General features: G+C 62.5%; 18 protein-coding genes and 1 tRNA gene. 10 read left to right on the plus strand and 9 right to left on the minus strand.

Features of this window, described 5'->3' with window-relative positions:
* Positions 1-275: 275 nt before the first annotated feature.
* The 3 genes from AC6I6L_RS15015 to AC6I6L_RS15025 all read left to right on the plus strand — a co-directional run bounded on the left by AC6I6L_RS15015 (position 276) and on the right by AC6I6L_RS15025 (position 5,465).
* A complete protein-coding gene (locus tag AC6I6L_RS15015) occupies positions 276-4,499 on the plus strand; it encodes a ribonucleotide reductase barrel domain-containing protein (protein ID WP_497918572.1) in 4,224 nt (1,407 codons plus the stop codon).
* Between the two features lie 180 nt (positions 4,500-4,679).
* Complete coding sequence (locus tag AC6I6L_RS15020; RefSeq protein WP_497918573.1) at positions 4,680-4,829, plus strand: HVO_2523 family zinc finger protein; 150 nt, start codon at positions 4,680-4,682, stop codon at positions 4,827-4,829.
* Positions 4,830-4,937: 108 nt separating this feature from the next.
* Positions 4,938-5,465: a response regulator gene (locus tag AC6I6L_RS15025; RefSeq protein ID WP_497918574.1), complete on the plus strand. Its 528-nt coding sequence runs from the start codon at positions 4,938-4,940 to the stop codon at positions 5,463-5,465.
* A 34-nt stretch (positions 5,466-5,499) separates the two neighbouring features.
* Here AC6I6L_RS15025 and AC6I6L_RS15030 read toward each other — a convergent pair whose 3' ends face one another.
* Positions 5,500-6,303 carry a TVP38/TMEM64 family protein gene (locus AC6I6L_RS15030; RefSeq protein WP_497918575.1) on the minus strand — a complete coding sequence of 268 codons (804 nt, stop codon included), beginning with the start codon at positions 6,301-6,303 and terminating at the stop codon, positions 5,500-5,502.
* A 93-nt stretch (positions 6,304-6,396) separates the two neighbouring features.
* Here AC6I6L_RS15030 and AC6I6L_RS15035 point away from each other — a divergent pair, with 93 nt between their 5' ends.
* On the plus strand, positions 6,397-6,816 hold the full coding sequence (locus tag AC6I6L_RS15035) for a DUF5830 family protein (RefSeq protein WP_497918576.1): 420 nt from the start codon (positions 6,397-6,399) through the stop codon (positions 6,814-6,816).
* A 60-nt stretch (positions 6,817-6,876) separates the two neighbouring features.
* On the opposite strand, the gene AC6I6L_RS15040 is transcribed toward AC6I6L_RS15035, so the two are convergent.
* Positions 6,877-8,052: a DUF7115 domain-containing protein gene (locus AC6I6L_RS15040; protein ID WP_497918577.1), complete on the minus strand. Its 1,176-nt coding sequence runs from the start codon at positions 8,050-8,052 to the stop codon at positions 6,877-6,879.
* A 155-nt stretch (positions 8,053-8,207) separates the two neighbouring features.
* On the opposite strand from AC6I6L_RS15040, the gene AC6I6L_RS15045 reads away from it, so the two are divergent.
* Positions 8,208-9,284, plus strand: a complete 1,077-nt coding sequence (locus AC6I6L_RS15045; RefSeq protein ID WP_497918578.1) for an NAD(P)/FAD-dependent oxidoreductase — start codon at positions 8,208-8,210, stop codon at positions 9,282-9,284.
* A 98-nt stretch (positions 9,285-9,382) separates the two neighbouring features.
* Here AC6I6L_RS15045 and AC6I6L_RS15050 read toward each other — a convergent pair whose 3' ends face one another.
* From AC6I6L_RS15050 to AC6I6L_RS15065, 4 genes are all read right to left on the minus strand, one after another.
* Positions 9,383-9,988: an OsmC family protein gene (locus AC6I6L_RS15050; RefSeq protein WP_497918579.1), complete on the minus strand. Its 606-nt coding sequence runs from the start codon at positions 9,986-9,988 to the stop codon at positions 9,383-9,385.
* Between the two features lie 160 nt (positions 9,989-10,148).
* The gene (locus AC6I6L_RS15055; RefSeq protein WP_497918580.1) at positions 10,149-10,976 is read right to left on the minus strand and encodes a helix-turn-helix transcriptional regulator; all 828 of its coding nucleotides are present in this window, start codon (positions 10,974-10,976) and stop codon (positions 10,149-10,151) included.
* 283 nt (positions 10,977-11,259) lie between these two features.
* Complete coding sequence (locus AC6I6L_RS15060) at positions 11,260-11,451, minus strand: hypothetical protein (RefSeq protein ID WP_497918581.1); 192 nt, start codon at positions 11,449-11,451, stop codon at positions 11,260-11,262.
* 95 nt (positions 11,452-11,546) lie between these two features.
* Positions 11,547-11,810 (minus strand): helix-turn-helix domain-containing protein, encoded by a 264-nt coding sequence (locus AC6I6L_RS15065; protein ID WP_497918582.1) that lies wholly within the window; start codon positions 11,808-11,810, stop codon positions 11,547-11,549.
* 403 nt (positions 11,811-12,213) lie between these two features.
* On the opposite strand from AC6I6L_RS15065, the gene AC6I6L_RS15070 reads away from it, so the two are divergent.
* On the plus strand, positions 12,214-12,423 hold the full coding sequence (locus tag AC6I6L_RS15070; protein ID WP_497918583.1) for a hypothetical protein: 210 nt from the start codon (positions 12,214-12,216) through the stop codon (positions 12,421-12,423).
* A 161-nt stretch (positions 12,424-12,584) separates the two neighbouring features.
* On the opposite strand, the gene AC6I6L_RS15075 is transcribed toward AC6I6L_RS15070, so the two are convergent.
* On the minus strand, positions 12,585-13,082 hold the full coding sequence (locus AC6I6L_RS15075) for a hypothetical protein (RefSeq protein ID WP_497918584.1): 498 nt from the start codon (positions 13,080-13,082) through the stop codon (positions 12,585-12,587).
* A 331-nt stretch (positions 13,083-13,413) separates the two neighbouring features.
* Here AC6I6L_RS15075 and AC6I6L_RS15080 point away from each other — a divergent pair, with 331 nt between their 5' ends.
* The 3 genes from AC6I6L_RS15080 (at position 13,414) to AC6I6L_RS15090 (ending at position 15,608) form a co-directional block, all read left to right on the plus strand.
* Complete coding sequence (locus tag AC6I6L_RS15080; RefSeq protein WP_497918585.1) at positions 13,414-14,586, plus strand: phospholipase D-like domain-containing protein; 1,173 nt, start codon at positions 13,414-13,416, stop codon at positions 14,584-14,586.
* 145 nt (positions 14,587-14,731) lie between these two features.
* Positions 14,732-14,883 (plus strand) — tRNA-Met (locus AC6I6L_RS15085).
* 302 nt (positions 14,884-15,185) lie between these two features.
* Entirely contained in the window at positions 15,186-15,608 is a 423-nt protein-coding gene (locus tag AC6I6L_RS15090; protein ID WP_497918586.1) for a universal stress protein, read from the plus strand.
* Positions 15,609-15,615: 7 nt separating this feature from the next.
* Here the strand turns inward: AC6I6L_RS15090 and AC6I6L_RS15095 are convergent, their stop codons facing one another.
* Positions 15,616-17,145 (minus strand): TrkH family potassium uptake protein, encoded by a 1,530-nt coding sequence (locus AC6I6L_RS15095; protein ID WP_497918587.1) that lies wholly within the window; start codon positions 17,143-17,145, stop codon positions 15,616-15,618.
* 189 nt (positions 17,146-17,334) lie between these two features.
* Here AC6I6L_RS15095 and AC6I6L_RS15100 point away from each other — a divergent pair, with 189 nt between their 5' ends.
* Positions 17,335-18,501 carry a DUF4367 domain-containing protein gene (locus AC6I6L_RS15100; protein WP_497918588.1) on the plus strand — a complete coding sequence of 389 codons (1,167 nt, stop codon included), beginning with the start codon at positions 17,335-17,337 and terminating at the stop codon, positions 18,499-18,501.
* Positions 18,502-18,558: 57 nt separating this feature from the next.
* Here the strand turns inward: AC6I6L_RS15100 and AC6I6L_RS15105 are convergent, their stop codons facing one another.
* A complete protein-coding gene (locus AC6I6L_RS15105; RefSeq protein ID WP_497918589.1) occupies positions 18,559-18,666 on the minus strand; it encodes a DUF7989 family protein in 108 nt (35 codons plus the stop codon).
* Positions 18,667-18,715 lie beyond the last annotated feature (49 nt).

Here is an 18,715-nt window from a genome sequence, read left to right on the forward strand (position 1 = left end):
AGGTCGGTCTGAAAATCGTTAAGTCGGTCGGTCACGTAGCCTCTTACAGGTGGTTCCGCGGCCGGTTCGCCGGTCGTGTGCGAACCAAACACGATAGATGACAGATCCATCTATCCAACCATAGTTGTACTATTACAAGAAAAGTAGCGCGACAACACTACATTTTATGGTGGATGGATGAATACCGAACCTTCGTCACGAATGATAGAACTCAGGACCCGGACCCACGCCAGAATCGGCATACGGCGACACGACACCGACGAGGTGAGCCGCGCGTGAGTAACTCCGACCTCTCCGCGGCTGAGCTGACCCTCCCGATCAAGCGCACCGACGGCGACACGTTAGAGGAGCGTCTAACCGCAAACGCCTACCACAATATTCTCCCAGCGCGGTATCTCCGCAAGGACGCCGACGGCGAACTCGTCGAGCAACAGGAGGACCTCTTCGATCGCGTCGGCAAAAACATCGCCCTCGCTGAGGCGGTTTACGAAGCCGAGAAACAGGACCGAGAGATCACCGTCACGCCCGACCAGCTCAAGCCGGGCCACCCGCGACGGGACGAACTCGCCGCAGAAGTCTTCGGGGCGGGCGTCACGGTAGACGACGACGCCGAGACGACGCTCACCGAGCGCAACGTCAACAAGTTCGCCTACGAAACGATCGTTCCCGAACTCCCCGACGGAGTTCGGGAACACGTCGAGGACGTTGCCGAGACGTTCATCGAGGGGATGGAAACGCTCTCCTTTATGCCGAACTCGCCGACGCTGATGAACGCGGGCGACGAACTCCAGCAGCTGTCGGCCTGTTTCGTCATGAGTCCGGACGACGACCTCTCGGACATCCACGAGACGGCCAAAAAGGCCGCGGAGGTCTTCCAGTCCGGCGGCGGCGTCGGCTACGGCTTCTGGCAGCTTCGTCCCTACGGCGATTCGGTCGGCTCGACGGGCGGCATCGCCTCCGGCCCGATCACCTTCATGCGGACCTACGATCAGCTCTGTGAGACGATCGCCCAGGGCGGCACCCGCCGCGGTGCCCAGATGGGGATCATGCGCGTTTCCCACCCCGACGTTATCGAGTTCATCCACGCGAAGAACAAGGATGTCTCGCTGGCTCACTGTCTGCGACTCAACGACCCCGACGACTACACCTACACGAGCTTCTCGGAAGCGCTCGAAGAGGCTCGCAGCCTCATCGACGAGGACGGTCGCGTCCCGAAACACTTGCGCAACGCCGTCGAGGGCCACCTCTCGAACTTCAACATCTCGGTCGGCGTCACGGACGCGTTCATGGAGGCCGTCCAGAGCGGCGAGGAGTACACCTTCACCAACCCGCGCACGGAGGAACCCCACATCGCCACCGAGGAGACCAAAGAGATGTACAGCCGCTACGACCTCGGCGAGCACGTCGAGGTCGGGGAACCGCTCTCGATCCCCGCGGAACTCGTCTGGGAACGCATCGTCCAGGGCGCTCACGAGAACGGCGAACCGGGCGTCATCTACCTCGAGCGCGTAAACAAACAGCACTCCTTCGACGTCGAGAAGCAAGATGACCACCGGATGCTCGCAACGAACCCGTGTGTTACTGGTGAGACTCTCATCAGTACCGAACGCGGATTGATTCCTGCAGAGGAGCTGTACGAGCAGGGAGTCGCGACCGATGTCGTCGTTGACGGTCGTCTCAGCGAGGACAGGGTCAAGGAAGCCAGCAGCGTCTACAAAACTGGCGAGAAAGATGTCTACAAGCTTACGACCGCAGAAGGGTACGAGCTTCGGCTTACTGCAGATCATCGTGTCATGACTGAGGACGGCTGGGTCGAAGCGCAGAACCTCGATACGGGAGATACGGTCCACATCCAGAACCGAAAAGGCGAATTCGGTCAGCACGGCTCTGCTGAAGAAGGTCGTACACTCGGATGGCTGGTTGGGGACGGCCACCTCAAACACGGTGAAGAACGGGCAGTCTTGAATTTCTACGACGAGGACGCCGAAATATCCGAGGCGCTTGCCGAGGACGTTAACGATGTCGTCCGGGAGCCACTCGGAAACGCAAACTACGAGATCGGCGTCAATACGATTGCTCGCGACGCTGGGTATCGCGGTGCCCAGGCGATCGAACAGCGGATTCGATCCGCTCGACTCTACGAGTACGCTGAAGAGGTTGGTCTCACGGAGGACAAACTACAGGTTCCCGATGCAGTGATGTGCGGTAGTGAGGAGATGGCACGCGGATTCCTCCAATCGCTGTTCACCGCGGACGGCTGCGTTCAAGGCAACATAAAAAAGGGCGTCTCGGTTCGCTTGTGGAGTTCCGATGCCAACCTGCTCAGTGAGGTCCAGCAGTTACTCCTCAATTTCGGTATCGCCAGCAAAATCTACCAAAACCGGAAGGAAGCAGGGTCCCAAGAACTCTCTGACGGCTGTGGTGGAACGAAGGAGTACGAAACGAAAGCACAGCACGAACTCGTAATCGTCAAGGACAATCTCGTTCGATTTGCCGAAGAAATAGACTTCCTTCTCGAGTACAAAAGCGAGAGTCTCGAGCAGCGTCTTTCGGAGTACGATCGCGGTCCGTACAGTGAGCAGTTCGAGGCCACTGTCGAGGCCCTCGAGCACGATGGCCACGAAGCCGTCTACGACCTGACTGAACCGGACACCCACTCGTTCGTTGCAGACGGTCTCGTTGTCCACAACTGCGGGGAACAGCCGTTGGAGGAGTACGAGGCCTGCAACCTCGGCCACATCAACCTCTCGACGCTCGCAGACCAGGACGCGCCCGACTGGCGGGTCTGGTCCGAGGCCCACGCCGACGAGTACGACACCCACGCCGACGCCGTCGACGCATTCCTCGAAGAGGCGATCGACTACGACGAGTTCGACGAACGCATCGAGTATGGCACGCGCTTCCTCGAGAACGTCGTCACCATGTCGGACTTCCCCGTCGAGGAGATCGAGGAGAAGGTTCGGGAGATGCGCAAGATCGGTCTCGGCGTGATGGGGCTCGCACAGCTGTACATCCAACTGGGGATCAAGTACGGCTCCGACGAAGGGAACGAAGTCGCCCGACAGCTGATGACCCACATCAACCACGGCGCGAAGGCGACGAGCCACGACCTCGCGACCGATCGCGGCTCGTTTGCCGACTGGGACGACTCCAAGTACGCCGATCCGACCGCCTATAGCGAGTGGTTCTCCCACCAGACCGGCGAGGACGCCGCCGACTGGGCCGAGGGCTTCCCCATCCGGAACCACAACGTGACGACGATCGCGCCCACCGGCACGACGTCGATGGTCGGCAACACGACCGGCGGCTGTGAGCCGATTTACAACGTCGCTTACTACAAGAACGTCACCGACGACGTGCAAGGCGACGAGATGTTAGTCGAGTTCGACGACTACTTCCTGCGGGTGCTCGAGGCGAACGACATCGACGTCGACGCCGTCAAAGCGGAAGCCCAAGAACAGATGGCCACGAACCAGTTCGACGGCGTCGAGGGACTGTCGACCGTCCCCGACGCGATCGGCGAACTGTTCGTCATCACCAGCGACCTCTCGGCAAAACAGCACGCGGCCGTCCAGTGTGCCTGCCAGGAGGGCGTCGATTCGGCCATTTCGAAGACGGTCAACGCGCCGAACGACTCCTCGATCGAGGATGCAAAGGAGGTCTTCGAGTGGGTCTACGAACACGGCGGCAAGGGCGTCACCTACTACCGCGACGGCACTCGATCGAAGCAGGTGCTGACGACGCGGGCCGACAACGCCGACTTCGCTGACGAGACCGAGGCCGCACAGGCGCTCGTCGAACAGATCGACGAGATCTTCGGCGGACTCGAGGCCTTCCTCGAGAGCGAGGAAGTTGCAGACGTGCTCGATGAGGATCTGGGTTCACTGACCGGAGACGGAACCGCCATCGAGGTCGACTTCACCGAAAAGCGCGAACGGCCCGACGCTCTACAGGGTGTCAGCCAGCGGATCGACACCGGCTACGGAAAGATCTACGTGACGATCAACGAGGACCCCGAGACCGGCCAGCCGTTCGAACTCTTCGCGAACATCGGCCACTCGGGCGGCTTTACCAACTCCTTTACCGAGGCGCTGGCGAAGGTCATCTCGACGTCGTTGCGATCGGGCGTCGACCCCGAGGAAATCGTCGACGAACTCTGTGGGACTCGTAGTCCAAAGGTGGCCTGGGACAAAGGCGAGCAGATTCAGTCGATTCCGGACGCGATCGGGACTGCGATGCGTCGTTACCTCGAAAACGAGATCGACAAACCGTATCCGACCCAGCAGACCCTAGAAGAGTCGGCTGACGCCGACGCGGCGATCGAACAGGATGGTCCCAAGACCGACGGCGGCGCGGCGGCAGCCGACAGTGCTGACGATGCCACGCAGGATCTTATCGACGCCGGCGAGTCGCCTGAGTGTCCCGACTGTGGCTCGCTGTCGCTGTACTTCTCTGAAGGCTGCAAGACCTGTGAGTCCTGTGGCTGGAGCGAGTGCTAACGTCGCGTTTCCGGCGTCGAACGAGAACTGACGTATCCATCCGGATCCGATCGGACGCACTCTGATCGAACTCGAAGCGCGATCGGGTCCAGTTCGGACCTCGTACCGACTCCGTGTTGTGCGACGCCTTCGACACACATTCCCGAGTGCTTACGATCCGTGCGGCCGAAGGAGTCCACAATGACTGATGAGACGAATGAGGCGGACGCGGAGGGGGGTGGCGGTCGGCCGTGTCCTCGGTGTGACCAGCCCATGTTTCGCCGCCACTGCAAGTACGTCTGCCCGCAACACGGCGTCGTCTACGACTGCTCTGACACCTTTTGGACATAGGGGAGACGGTCCGCTGGATCGAACTCGTCCGCAGAGGAGCGACTCAGTTCCTGAGTTCGACGAAACTGATACAAGATGACGGTCTGTGGTCTCGGACGAACTACCCCCATGTCCACGCAACCGACGATCCTCGTGGTTGACGACGAGGAGGAACTCACCGATCTCTATGCGATGTGGGTCGACGAACAGTACGACGTCCTGACCGCCTACGACGGCAGATCCGCGCTCGAACAGTTCCACAGGGGTGTCGACATCGTGTTGCTCGATCGCCACATGCCGGATATCTCCGGCGACAGGGTACTGGCCGAACTCCGAAACCGGGGCCACGACTGCTGGGTGGTCATGATCACCGCGGTCGATCCCGGGCTCGACATCGTCGAACTCGACATCGACGACTACCTGACGAAACCGGTGACGCGAGCCCAGCTAACCCGCATCATCGAAAATCTCCGCGTTCAATCACGGTACGGCGGGGACGATCGGCGCGAACTCGAAGCGCTCTCGAACAAGATGGAAACGCTCGAAGACGAACACGCGATCGACGAACTGGAGGAGACGGACGCGTACAGGCAACTCGAGTCCGATCTGAAGGATCTGAGCGATTCACTGATCGATGGCATACACAGGGACCGCTAGGTATTCGCTCCGGCGATGCGATCGAGCGTGACCGCTACCCGTCGACGGGCCGGTCCGGACCGCTCTGGCGGCTCCGGTCGCTAATCACGCGATAAGCGGGCCCCGCGAGCAACGTTACCGCACCGAGAGTACACCCGATCGCCAGAACGAAGCCCAGTTCTCCGAGTCCGCCGGTCGTCACCGTCGCGGCCGACGCACCGACGACGACAGCGGCGACCGTCCAGGGGAGTTCTCCGATCGCCGTCCCGACGAGGAGGTGTCGGAGCCGAACGCCGCTGGCTGCCGCGGCGGCCGTCGAGATATCCGAGGGGATCGGTGCCAGTCGCGAAGCGACGACGCCGCGGAGCGGGCCGGCGGTTTCGTAGTAGCGATCGATCGCGGTGCCGGCTCGATCGACGAGGCGGCCGAGACCGTTGCATCGCCCGTCCGAGCGATCGGACCGTTCGGTGCCGGCCGGCGAGGACTCGGCGTCGGGGATACCGTCGTGGGAATCGGCCGCGTCGGGTTCTGCTGGAGCACCGGCTCCGTCACCACCAGTAAGCCAGCGAACGGCGAGAAAAACCGGTGTTACGGTCGCGACGACGCCGAGAAGGGCGATCGGGACCCCGAGTGTGACGCCGTAGCCGTAGCCGACTACGATCGCGAGAGGCGTCGTCGGCCACGCGAACAGCGGTCGCACGAGATACAGGCAGACAATGACGAGAGCGAACAGCGATGGATCGGCCGCCACCGATTCGACGGCGGCGATCGTCGACGACGGGGAAACGAGCAGCCCCGCGGCGACCACGCCGCTGACGAGCACCAGGCCAACGATCGCCCGACCGGTCGCCGACAGCATCGATCCCAGTTTTTTCTCGAGTACTGAAGCTTTTGTGCCTCGCTGCGGTGAGCGACGCAACGCTTATTCCACCAGCGAAACCAGCACGCAACGATGCCAGAGGATCCGGGGGCCGACCGACCCGTCGACGGCGATCGCGCGGCCGCAGGCGACGGCGAGACCGACGATCGCGTCGCACTCGGTCTCGCACTACTCGAGCGACTGGAACACGAGTCGCTGCCCCTTCCCGACGTCGTCGATCGCATCGAGACGGTGACGACGGACCCCACCGTCACCCGGACCATTCTCGATCGAGCCGAGTTACACGGGATCATCGATCGCGAGGACGGGATTGTCCGCCCAAACAGTCGCCAGTACGTCCGTTTTGAGCAGGACGTGATCACGAAAGAGGGCGAGTTTACGTGCCGGCGCTGCGGGTCGGGTCTCTCGACGGGTCACTTCATCGCACTCGACGCCGGCGAACTCGGGCCGTTCGGCTCCTCCTGTATTCGAAAAGTGACCGGCCGGGAGTAAGTATCGGAGCCCGGACGGTGGAACCGGAGTCGGTGCTCTCCGGGTGTAGACGATCGTCGCCTACCGACCCTGTCGCAGTTCCTCGATCAGCGTCTCGATCGTTTGCTGCTGGGTTTCGATCTGTTCGCGCTGTCGTTCGACGGCTGCTTCGAGGGCGTCGAGTCGATCGAGGAGTTCGGGATCGGGCCCGCTGCTGGCGGCCGATTCGGCGGTTGCGGCGTCGGTCGTCGGCTCGAGGTCACCGTCGATCGTCTCCGTCGCTGGCTCGAACAAGTCACCGGTGGCCGCGGTAGCCGCGTCGTCGCGGCTGCGCTCTCCGGACGCTCGGTCAGCCCCAGCGGTCGCCGCGTCGGTTCGATCGCGGGCTCGCGTGGCGTCGACGGCGTCGGGGACTGCGCCTTCGCTCGCGAGTGGGTCCGGTGATCCGGACTGTGCTGCCGGTCGCGATTCACCTCCGGCGTCAGCGTCCGACCCGCCGGTGTTTGCCGGAGGTTCGACAGCGGTCTCGTCCGGTTCAGGTGGGTTCGCATCGAGCGGATCGACGCCGTCGCCAAAGTCGACGGTTCCGGCCGCGCTGTCGTCGTCGGGTTCGTCGTCTTCGCCGAGAACCTCGTTGAGTTCCGCGAGCGAACCCACGTCGTGGTACTCGAACAGCGCACGTTCGAGTCGTTCCCGACAGTCGTTTGCCTCGTCGTTCGGCGCTTTGATGCGCTGAGGACGGCCGTCGACGGTGAGAACGATCGAGGTGGCGACGCTGCCGTCCTCGAAGGCGAGATTGGTCACGTCGCCAAAGTGGTACTCCTCGTAATCGCCGTCCCAGACGGCTTCTCCGATATGCTTGACGAGTCGATCGCTCGTGATAATGAGCGTGAGTTCGCTAAAGCGGTAGGTCTGGACGACAGTTTCGCCGGCGTCCGTGATACCGTTGCCGTTCAGAACGCCCGCCAGAACCGGGTGAAGCGCGGCATCGGTCTTGCTTGCCGGGACCGCGAACGATCGGCTTCCCTCGAGCGGGTACTCGAGTGCGAAGGTGGTTTTCCGCCGCCCTTCGGAGAGGGTGAGCCGATCGGCGTCGTGGGGGAAGTTATCGACCGATTCGTCGCTCAACAGCCCGTCGGCGCGATAAATGATGGTGTCCGAGGCGGTGATGAAGAGTTCGTCGTCGCCGCCGAGAGAGACGCGCGCCGCGATCTCGTCGCCATCGAGCGCAGCGTGGACGATGCCGGGAACGCTCATGCCCCGCAGTTCGCAAGGCCCTTGTATAAATCCGTGGGTCCGGGGAACGCTCGGTCGACCAGCGAAGCGTTACCGGGAGGTAATCCGGTCACGTGAGGGTTGGCTTCTATTTATAACGAACCACTCGTAAGTAGGGTACAAGAGGTAACCTACAAATGACGAACTCCACCGACCAGACGGACACCCCACGGTACGAAGTCGCCATCGTCGGCGGCGGACCGGCCGGCCTGACGGCGGCGCTGTACGCGGCTCGACTCGGCCACGAAACCGCCGTCTTCGACCGCGGCGGCGGTCGCGCCGCGATGATGCAGGAGACCCACAACGTCATCGGCGTCCCCGAATCGGTCTCCGGAGCTGAGTTTCTCGAGACGGCCGTCGACCAGATTCGATCGTACGGCGCGGACTACCGCCGGGAGTTCGTGACCGCGATCGATCGACGTGACGAGTCGTTCCACCTGGAGACGACCGACGGGACGGCGCTCGCGGAGCGGGTCGTTCTCGCGACCGGGTTCTCCGACGGCCGCCCCGAACCGCCGCTGCCCCGGACGGGGCGCGGACTCCACTACTGTCTCCACTGTGACGCGTACATGTTCGTCGACGAGCCGGTGTACGTGATGGGCCACGGCGACAGCGCCGCCACCGTGGCGTTGCTCATGCTCAACTTCACCGACGAGGTCGACCTCCTGTTGCGCGGCGAAGATCCCGAGTGGAGCGACGAAACGGCGGCGCTGCTCGAGAATCACCCCGTGGACGTCGTTCACGAAGACGTCACCGGCGTTCGGAACGGCGAGGACGGCTGGCTCGAAGCGCTAGAGTTCGCAGATAGCGTCGGACCGCGCTCCACTGGCAGTCGATCGGCGTCCGGAGACGATACCGTTCGCGAGTACGCGGGCGGCTTCGCGATGTACGGCTCCGAGTACAACAACGGTCTGGCGGCGTCGCTCGGCGCGAACCTCACGGACGACGGAGCGGTCGTCGTCGACGACCACGGACGGACCTCCGTCGAGGGGCTGTTCGCCGTCGGTGACCTCACCCCCGGCCACAACCAGATTCCCGTCGCGATGGGCCAGGGCGCGAAAGCCGGCATCGCGATCCACAAGAGTCTCCGCGAGTTCCCGAAGTCGCTCGCAGAACTCGATCGCTACGGGGCGGTCGATCCGCAGGACGTTCCCGCGATGAGCCCGGAGTTGCGATCGCAGGCGGGCGCTCACTCGGCGGCAAGCGACGATTGAGACGGCCGGTGGTCGTTCGGTCCCGTCGATCGCCTTCGCGTCCGAGCGATCGCTGGGACCACGGTACAGCGATCCGTCTTGTGCAATAGCGACTTCGATCAGTCGCCGCCGGCCACCTCGGCAGGGGTTGCGACAGCGACGTCGACGTCCTGTGCGAGCGAGACGAGCGCGTAAACGGGCGCACGCCGCGCCCATTCGTCGATCAGGTTCTGGTCGAGGCTCTCGCCGTCGACCTCGACTTCGGCGGTCAGGTTCTCGAAGACCGAGTCGGTCTCGTTGAGTTCCGCGAGACTGAACAGGACCGCCGGATCGAAATCGGTCCGGACGCGCGTCTGAAGGTGGTCGATCGCCACGCCATTGGCCGCGGCGTTGATCGAGATGCCGACGTTGATACAGGCGGCGAGTGCGGATAGCGCCACTTCGATCGGTTCCATCCGATCGGTCGCGCCGACCCACCCGGCCGCGTCCAGAACGTCTTTCCAGCCGCCGTACGGGAGGGTGTACTCGCGCGTCTCGCGGGTGATCGTCTCGCCGCCGAGTTCGTAGCTGTCGATTTTTCCGAGGCTGTGAGCGGCCGTTCCCTCGTAGGTCGCGGTCGCCCCCAGCCCGAGCTGGACTGCGTCGGGCTGTTCGGCTGCGTGCGCTGCGAATTCGTCGAGCGTTTCGAGGTCGATACCGTGTGCGGGGTGTCGATCGTCGGTCATTTGGATCACCGTTCTGCGAGAGACGCTACGGCGTGGGAGATGATGTGGGTGATTTATGATATTTCGCCGGGAGTTGCCGTCCCACCAGCCCTTGCAAAACGGCACCCTCCTGACGTCCGCGCCGGTTCCGGAACCGGTCCCTGGAACGACCCGAGCGAACCTATCGGATTTCGCTTGTAATCTTCTCGACCTGCGTCGCCTGGACCGTATACGACTCCCACGTCGATTGCGCCCACTCGCGGACCGCCGCCGCGTCGGTATCGATCACCGCATGGACCGTTCCGCTTTCTCGTTCGTAACAACTGATGATTACGCAGTCGTCGAGAAGGCCGATTCCGTACGGCGGGAGATCCTCGTGCTCCAGAACGGTGAAATTGTCCCGCTGGATCATCTCGGAACTGCGCTCGGGGTACGTCGAAATAAAGTACGTATGGCTGTCCGGGCGGTCCACCAGAACGACCTCGACCCCCTCGGTGATCAGCTGTACGAGGACGTCAAAACAGGGATCCATCAACGCGACTTTCGGGTGCACGAACCGAAGCTCGCTCGTCTCCCGAAGACGCGACTCGAATCGGTTCACCGGGCGGTACGGTGAATCGGGTTCAGCGACAGTGACGGTCATCTCCGCCCACGTCTCGATGGGCAGCGCACGAATCTCCTCGGGGAGCCAGTGCCAGATATCGCGCAATCGCCGCTCTACGTCGACCCGTTCGATCAGGTCCTCGATTCCCGAAGCGACTACCTCACCCAGCCGCGTCGCTTCGTACTGGTACCCGCTCTTGCGGACCCAGATTCGGCTTTCGAACTCGTCTAGGGTCCGCCGAATCGTCGACGACGAGACGCCGGTCAACTCACAGAGTTCCGAGCGACTCCGCGGACGCTCCGTCAACGCGACGAGCGCCGGAACGCGGTGTTCAGACCGCGTGAGATACGCGATATCACCGATCGGTGAATCGGGCGTATACTGTGGCATGTTATCGAAGGCCATACGATGAGTACGCAAACGAGTACTAAAACGACTAGGCCAGTTCAATCGAATGCGATCGATAGTGTTGCCCGACGGGACGAACGCCGGTGACCTGGGTTCACGTATCGAACGGTCTCGATCCCCGTACCGGGAGGACAGGCCTATCTCCGTACTGGGAGGACAGGCCCATCTCCGTACCGGGAGGAGGAAACCGACCGACCCCGCGCACGGACCGGTACCCGACACTGCCCGCGAAACGACGATCGGCCAGCCAGATCACCGAGATACCGGTTAACAGGCCGCCTTACGCCATGAGAAGGGTATCGATCCAGTCGTCGGACTGAATCCAGGCGTCTTCCGTCCGTTCGTCGTACACGATCAACGCCGAATCGTCCGTCGTCACGGCCGAATATCGTTCGAGATCGGCGGCGTCGACGCCGATCGACGGTTGTCCGTGTGGTTCGGTGTGGTTTGATGGGGTGGTATCTGCGGACATTGGAATGTACCTCGGTTACCGTACAATACTCGGTACGATATCGTAACGAATAACCACACGCGAACGTCCGCGTGAGGGGGTTACGGCGACGAAAGTCAGTCGGCGGCTGCCGGCAACTCTTCGCCCGAGATCGACTCAGAAACCGAGTAGATCGATTTCCTCGCATCGCGAAAGGAGACGCGCTCGTCGATGGCCCCAGCGTCGCGGAGGCTCGCGAGTGCGTACCGAACGGTTCGCCTGCTCAGCCGGGTTTCCGCCGCGAGCCGTCCCTGCGTCATCGAGCCCTCCACCGTGAGAACTTTGAAAACGAGCTTTGCACTCGGCGGAAGCTCGTAGAGCCGTTCTGGATCGTCGGTCATGTCTGGTTCCTCGTCCGGGCACGCAGATACTCGTTTGCTGGTAGTGCACCGCTCGTGCACGGTCGCTCGAGAGCGCAGCGGTTCGAGAGAGGCGTGTTCATCGTTTCACCCGAGAAACCGCGAGTTCGTCGAGCCGATCGAGAAGGTTTGCGACGCTTGGCCGATCGGCTGGGTGTGATCCGCGATGGACGTATTCGATCGTCGGCTGGGAACCGGACGCGTCGATGAGGATCGCTTCGGGCATCCGACCGACCATGTCGTGAAACGAACCAATAGTCCCGCTGAAAGACCAGGACGATCGCGTCGCGGTCGGGATCCGCGGCGTAGTCGCTCAGTCGAAAGGGGTCGGACCCGATCGCTGCGTTCGAGAGTTCGAAATCTGTGAGTTCTGGCACGATGGGGAATGAATCGATTCGACCTGGGTCCCGAGACGGTACCGGTTCTCGTCGATCGGTTCGTCGGTGCGACAGCGTGCCGTGACCTCGTCTCCGACGTCGACTCGATCGTCGTTGTGGACGTGGAGTTCGAGGGTTCCGTCCGCGGATTCGGAGTCCAGTCGTGGCGAGGCGACGCCGTCTCACCGATCGAACGGACGGTGGACCCCCCAAAATAGACATCACTCGGTCGTACCCTGGACTCGCCGTTTTCTCCGCGGGGACGTCGATCTCGTACGATCGCGAACATCCGAAAAGCGCACTCTGTGCGTGTCGGGACCCGGAAAATGAACTCTTTGCGAGGCGGGGATACGGTCGTGCCCGCGAGGCGGTGCCGAGATTAGTCTCGTACGATCAACGCGTAGGCGAGCGCCACCGGGACGGCGTAGACGATGTGGCCGACCAGACTGACGATCGTGCCAGGAATCGCGACGTTCGGGAACGGCGGTGCGCCGGGGAAGCCGAGCGCCGACAGCCAGATCGGCATCACGAGCACGGCGAGTGCGACGGTCGTCAGGACGCCGTAGCCGATTCCAAGGCCGATCGCGGGACCGACGCGTGTTGCGGGTTCGCGAAGCGGTCCGAACTGGACGAGCGCGACGTAGGCCAGTCCGAGGACGACGCCGTGGAACTGGTGGATGGCCCAGCCGGCCAGGAGCGCCGGTCCCTCGATGCCGTACATCGCGGGAATCGCCATCTCGAGCATCGGTGCGGGGATCACGTACTGCATGATCAGCCCGAAAAAGACGCTGCCGACGAAGCCGCCGATCGCGCCCGAGGCCCAGTCTGTTGACGTGACGGTGCGTGTCGAGGTCGTTGCGTGTGTTTCAGCAGCCATTTCAGGTTACCTTCAGTAACCCGGTATGCGACGGCGGGACATAATTGTAAGCTATGTTAGAAGTAATGCGGTTACGTGTCGGTAACGGCGGTCGCCCACGACGTCACGGGACGTTCCGGCGAGACCCCGACGCGGGGCGTCGGAATATGAACGGTGAACTGGGGCAGGGCGGCAGTTATGCCTCTTCGGGGAGATCCACCGATCGACATCGCTTTCGTCCGATGATAGCCGAGACACCCTGGCGACCGCACCCGACGATCGAACCGAGCAGTCGACCGACCGACCACCGGCGGTTCGCGCCGACCCGCCGTCGATCCGTCGTCGATCGGTCATGAGCACGAGCAGGCGCTCCCTTCTCAGGGCGGCCGGATCGATCGGCGTGGGGGGATCGGTCGTGCTCGGATCTGACACGAGACGGGAGCGGCCGAATTACGGGTCCGCCCCCCGAATCGAACCGATCTTCAGTTATCCGTCGCCGCTGGGGTGGCCCGACGACGTCCACGAGCGAACGGTACTGGGGCTGCTACACCAGGCTGCTCCCGGGACGGCCGTACACCTCTCTCTGTACTCGTTCACGCGCACGAACGTCGCGAGGGCGTGTATCGCGGCCGCCAATCGCGGCGTCGATGTTAACGTCCTCCTGGACGGTCACCTCATCAACGCGGATGCCGTCCAGCGGCTCCGCGAGACGACCGTCGATCGCATCTCGATCGCCGCTGACGGCGGGATCGGTGACGGCAGCAACCACAACAAGTTCCTCCTCGCTGAGAAACTGAAAAACGGCGAGTCGAACGTCGTGTGGCAGTCCTCCTCGAACCTCACGGACACGCAACGCTACCTTCACAACACGTCGATCGTGTTTCGCGGCGACGACGACCTCTACGACGTGTACAGAGGGTACTGGTCCGAACTGGCCGCCGGTAACACGGATCCGGACTACAACCGCACGGCGAAAACCGACGCCGCGACGGTCTACTTTTCTCCTCGGTCCGACTTCGACACGCACCTCGCGGCGCTGGAGAACGTCGTTCCGACACCTGACGCGTCGATCCGATTCATGTATTCGATCTGGAACGAGAACCGTTCCGCGATCGTCGATCGTATCGGAGAACTCGTCGACGGCGGCTGTACGGTCGACGCGATCCTCAACGGAGCGCAGTCGGACATCGGCAACCGCCTGCAACGGGCGGGCGCGGCGGTACTCGAGTATCCGTCGACTCCCCTGGGAGAACTGACACCGTGGCAGTCACCGAACGTCCACTCGAAGACAATGCTCGTCGACGCTGACGTCGACGTTGGCGGCGAAACGAGACGCAGACGCCTCGTCTATACGGGATCACAGAACCTGAGCAAAAGCGGGCTGACCACCAACGACGAGACCTTCCTCCGGATCGAAGACGACGACATCTACACCCAGTTCGTCCGGGACTGGGAGCGCGTCCACGAACAGGGTCGGCACCTGGCCAGCGGTGGAGTGACGGCGTTCGTTCGCTCTCTCTGGTGAGTCGATCCGGCGCACACTACCCTCGACGACGCCGGGTTTCGCCAGCGAGCCGCGGCCGGCCGATCGACTGCCCCGACAGAGGGTGGCACACACGACGGGATCGAATGAGAAGGTTAAAGAATAGCACCGCTCTACGGAAAAACGAGCCCGGGTGGCTTAGCTGGACATAGCGCCGCACTCATAGGGTTCAGAGATTCGGTGCGGATCGCCTTGGAAGCCTCCGTGTCCCCCGCGAGGACTGCCGAGCCTCGGACCTGGGACATGCGGAGATCGAGGGTTCGGAGCCCTCCCCGGGCATGCTTCTCACAGACATCACGAGTCGAAGACGAGTGATAACGCTGAGAAGCGTGTCCGGCCCGCTCCGAACCCGTTGGTATTGCGCGAACGCAGTGAGCGCAAGGCGGAAAAGACGAACGTAGTGAGTCTTTCCGTGGTTCGGAGCCCTCCCCGGACACTGGCTTTCTACACGACGTCACGATCGTCTGGAGCGGCGAGTCCGAACGGTAGCCTAACTGTGGGGATCGAATCGCGGCCCGCAGCCATCGCGGAGCGAATCGGACGAACGTATTTAGTAGTGGTCTCACAAGAGACGAATCACAATGGGTCTCTTTCGCCACGTTCTCGTTCCGATCGCCACCGACGAAGATGCACGGACCACCTGCGAGGCGCTCGAACCGTATCTCGCGGAGGTCGAACGCGTTACGGCCGTCCACGTGATCGAGAAGGGGGGCGGAACGGTCGACAAAGCACCGCTCGAAAAACGGCAGGAAGACGCCGCCGACTGTCTCGCGATCGTCGAAGCGGAACTCGGTGACCGCGTCGCCGTCGATACGCACACGGTGTACGGAACGGCTGTTGCAGACGCGCTGTTCGAGACGGCGGCCGAGGTAGCTGCGGACGCGATCGCGTTTCACGCTCGCGGCGGGAGTCGAATCGTCCAGTTTCTCGCCGGAGAGACGGCGTCGAACCTCGTTACCGACCCGGTCATTCCCGTCGTTTCGTTGCCGCGAGCGAGCGAGTAACGCGACGCTACGATCGCCAGAACGCCGGCGTCAGTAAGACGAGAACGGGAATGATTTCGATTCGACCGACCCACATCATAATCACCATGACGGCGCGTGTAGTGGTGGGAAAGCCGGCGTAGTTGTCCATCGGGCCGGCCATGCCGAAGGCGGGACCGATGTTGAGAAAGATCGACGCCGAGGCGCTCAGCGCCTCGAATTCCGTGACGGGAGTCGCCGTGCGTGACGCGTCGACGACGACGACGACCGTCAACAGGAAGAAGATGATGATCGCCAGCAATACGTAGGCGTAGACGTCTTGAATCGTCTCCTCGTCGACCACGTCGTTTCCGAGCCGAAGCGGTCGGATCGCTTCCGGGTGGACCGAGGTAAACAGGTTCCGTCGAAACGCCTTCAACGTCACCAGCCAGCGTAGCGACTTGATCGAACACGTCGTTGAACCCGCCATCCCGCCGAGAAACATACAGAGAAATAGCATGTGCGTCGCGCCGGCCGACCAGAGGCTGAAGTCGGTCGACGCGTACCCGGTCGTCGTCACCAGCGAGACCACGTTGAACAGGCCGTGTCGAATCGTCGGCTCGATATTCTGGGGGACGTCCGGGTCGAGCCAGACGATCGCCGCGACGATCGCACCGAACACGGCGAGGGTTCCCACGAAAAATCGAAACTCGTCGGATTCGATCGGGCGACGCAGATCGCCCTGTGTAACGTAGTACAGGAGCACGAAGTTGGTCGCCCCGACGATCATAAACGGGATGATGGCCCACTGGACGACCGGGGTAAACGCGCCCACGCTCTCCGGTTCCGGAGAGAAGCCGGCGGTAGAAACGCTGGTCAGCGCGTGGGAAACGGCGTTGAACAGGTCCATGTTGGGCGCGACTCCGAGCAGGTGCAACGCGTAAAACGTCGCCGCCGCGAGTATTGTGATACCGACGTACAGTCCCCAGATAAGCCGCGCCGTATCGCCAATGTGCGGGCGAAGCTTCCGGACGTTTCTCGTCTGGCTTTCGGTTTCCATGAGCTGAGCGCCACCGACCATCAAGTTCGAGAGCAGTCCGATCGCGACGATCAGGATGCCGAGGCCGCCAAGCCACTGGAGGAGCTGTCGCCACAGTAGTATGGCACGGGACTGGTTGTCGAAGTCCCAGCCGCTCATGATCGTCGCCCCCGTCGTCGTGAGCCCGCTCATACTCTCGAACAGCGCATTGACCGTCCCTCCGAGAAGTCCCGTAAACGCCGAGTCGGGGTGGGAACCGAGTCCAGCCACTAAAAACGGGATCGCACCGATCACGCCCACGCCCAGCCAGGTCGCTGCGACCATCAGGAACGCCTCCCGCTGCTCTAGCGATCGATCCTCCGAGAGCGTCTCGAATGCGACCCCGACGACGACCGTCGCGAGCATTGCGGCGACGAACGGCAGCGAGTCGTCGCCGTCGAAGATCGCAAGCACGAGCGGGAACGCAAGGGGCACCGCAAGCCACTTGAGAACCGTCCCGGTGAGGCTACAACTCGAACGCCAGTCGACGCGAACCTGCATTAGCTGTTCAACAGTGTGGCCGGGGAGAAAATAATCTGTTCGGAACCGGACGCCAAAGGAGCCCGGAACCGACCACCGCTCCGGCAGCGGTGAAAACGCGGTTGATACGGACACCGATCGCGTTCGATGCGGTCGATTGTCGACCGAAGAGATAGAAGCATTTAGGTATTTCATCTGAAGTTATGCGGTATGGTGCCCAGCGCAGTTCGCGCCCTGGCGATCCTGCTCACAACCGGTACGATTCTCGTCGCTGGCTGTACGATGCCCGTCGATGAAACGAGCGAACCCGACGGCGTGGAGTTGGTCGACGACGCGATCGATCAGCGATCGGGCGTCGAGCGCCTGGAAGGCGTGCGAACCACGACGGTAGAGACGAACGAGACGACCGTATCGACGACCGTCGAAGTCTGGGAGCGGCCGCCGACGGACCATCGAAGCGAGGTCATCGCCGCGATCGGTCCGGAGTCGGTCGGTGACGTGATCGTCACTACCGAGACCGAAAGCTGGACCTACGACGCCGAACAAAACGTCGCGACGCTGTACGAGGACCAGGACGACGAGGGTGTGGGTAACGGGACGGCACCATCGCCGGCTGGAACTGATGCGGTACTCGAGGGCTACGACGTGACCTACCTCGGCACCGAGCAACTCGGTGAGTGGGACACCCACGTGGTCGAACTGAACGCGACAGACGACCGACCGATCGAACGCTCGATCAGCGTGCTGGTCGGTGATACCGAGTACGTGGTGCCGTTTTCGTACGGCGAAGCCGAGAGCGAAAACCGGACGGTGACGCGAGAACGGTGGTGGATCGATCAGGAGACGGCGTTTCCGGTCAAACAGCGAACCGAACTCGTCGGTCCGGGCGGGGAGCCGATGACGATCACCGTCGAGTACGAGGAGGTAGACCTAGACGCCGACTTCGGGGACGATCGGTTCAGCTTCGAACCGCCGGCGAATTCGACGGTCGAAACGCACGTTCCGCTGCGAGCGGTCGACTCACCGGATGTCGCCGCCGAAACCACCGCGCTGACCGTGCCGGAGCCGCGGCTCCCTGCTGGGTACGAACTCGACGAGACGACCGTTGCCGACGACGGCTCCTCCGTCTCGTTGTTCTACAGCCACGTGGACGATCCACACGAGACGATCTGGATCGAGACAGCCGAGAGCGAACCGGGCGCACTCGCCGTGGGAGAGGTCGTGGCCGAAAACGTCGGCTCGATCGACGCGACCCGACTCGAGTTCCCGACCATGTCGACGCTCGTCTGGTCGTGTGACGGCCAGTACTACGACGTGAGTGCGCCCCTCGACGCGGAAACGTTACTGGCGATCGCCACGTCGATCGACTGTCCGTAAATCACGATCGATCTGTGGCTGTACTCGATCACGCACGTCGAGCAAGGAAAAGCCGGTTCACTCGCGTTTTGATTTCAGTCCGCGCTGCCAGACGTTGGTCACGGAGTCGCCGGTTGGCGGCGTGTGGCTGACGTCTTTCATCGTCTGTGTGGGTTGGTCTGTCATGAGTGAGGGTCGTACACGGTCCGATATATGAGTTACGAGTGGTGAATAA

The sequence above is a fragment of the Halosolutus sp. DAT137 genome (assembly GCF_059736405.1).